Here is a 1,321-nt window from a genome sequence, read left to right on the forward strand (position 1 = left end):
TGGGTGCCCAGGGTTCCACCGGGCCGCAGGGTTTGACCGGTGCTCAGGGTGATACGGGCATGCAGGGTCCGCAGGGTTTCCAGGGTTCGCTGGGTGCCCAGGGTTCCACCGGGCCGCAGGGTTTGACCGGTGCTCAGGGTGATACGGGCATGCAGGGTCCGCAGGGTTTCCAGGGTTCGCTGGGTCCGCAGGGTTCCACCGGGCCGCAGGGTTTGACCGGTGCTCAGGGTGATACGGGCATGCAGGGTCCGCAGGGTTTCCAGGGCTCGGTCGGCCGACAGGGATCCACCGGGCCGCAGGGCTCCACCGGGGCGCAGGGCGATACGGGTGCGGAGGGTCCGCAGGGTTTCCAGGGCTCGACCGGAGCGCAGGGCTCGACCGGTGCGCAGGGCTCGACCGGTGCGCAGGGTCCGCAGGGAACCCAGGGCTCCACCGGGGCGCAGGGTGATAAGGGCACGCAGGGTCCGCAGGGTTTCCAGGGCTCCCTGGGCCCGCAGGGTTCCACCGGTGCGCAGGGAGCGACCGGGGTGGGGGAGGCGGGCCCGCAGGGCCCGCAAGGTTTCCAGGGGTCCTCCGGCCCCCAGGGTGCGACAGGCCCGCAGGGAGAGACCGGCGCGCAAGGCCCGGCCGGTGGTCCGCAGGGCCCGCAGGGAGAGGCCGGGGTCCCAGGCCCTGCCGGTGGCCCGCAGGGGCCGCAGGGAGACACGGGTGCTCAGGGGGCCGCCGGCGCCCAGGGTGAGCAGGGCTTCCAAGGGGACACCGGCGCTCAGGGGGACACCGGTTCCCAGGGGCCGCAGGGTTTCCAGGGCTCGAGTGGCCCCCAGGGCTTCACGGGCGCTCAGGGAGCCCCAGGCACTCAGGGTTTCCAGGGCTCTGCCGGCCCTCAGGGTACGAGCGGGGCGCAAGGCTCCGCCGGGGCGCAGGGTGACACGGGTCCGCAAGGCCCGCAAGGTTTCCAGGGCTCGACCGGTCCGCAGGGCTCCAGGGGCGCACAGGGCTCCACGGGGGCCCAAGGGGCCACCGGTGATGAGGGTCCCCAGGGTTTCCAGGGGTCGATCGGTCAGCAGGGGTCGACCGGGGCGCAGGGGGCGACGGGTGCTCAGGGGGGTACGGGCCCGCAGGGTCCGCAGGGCTTCCAGGGCTCGGTGGGCGTGCAGGGGTCGACCGGTGCGCAGGGGTCCACAGGTGCGCAGGGGGCCACCGGTGATGAGGGCCCACAGGGGTTGCAGGGTTCCACGGGTCCGCAGGGTTCGACCGGTGCGCAGGGCGCCACCGGTGCTCAGGGGGGTACGGGGTCGCAGGGTCCGCAGGGTTTCCAGGG

1 protein-coding gene is annotated in these 1,321 nt (G+C 74.0%); it reads right to left on the reverse strand.

Annotated elements, in window-relative coordinates; translation table 11 throughout:
- Window positions 1-752, reverse strand: a 752-nt coding sequence (locus ACZ7L1_RS20625) for a hypothetical protein (RefSeq protein ID WP_471439027.1), incomplete at its 3' end; no start/stop codon positions are given.
- Between the last annotated feature and the right edge of the window lie 569 nt (window positions 753-1,321).

It is taken from the genome of Streptomyces sp. NPDC107546 (assembly GCF_055639175.1).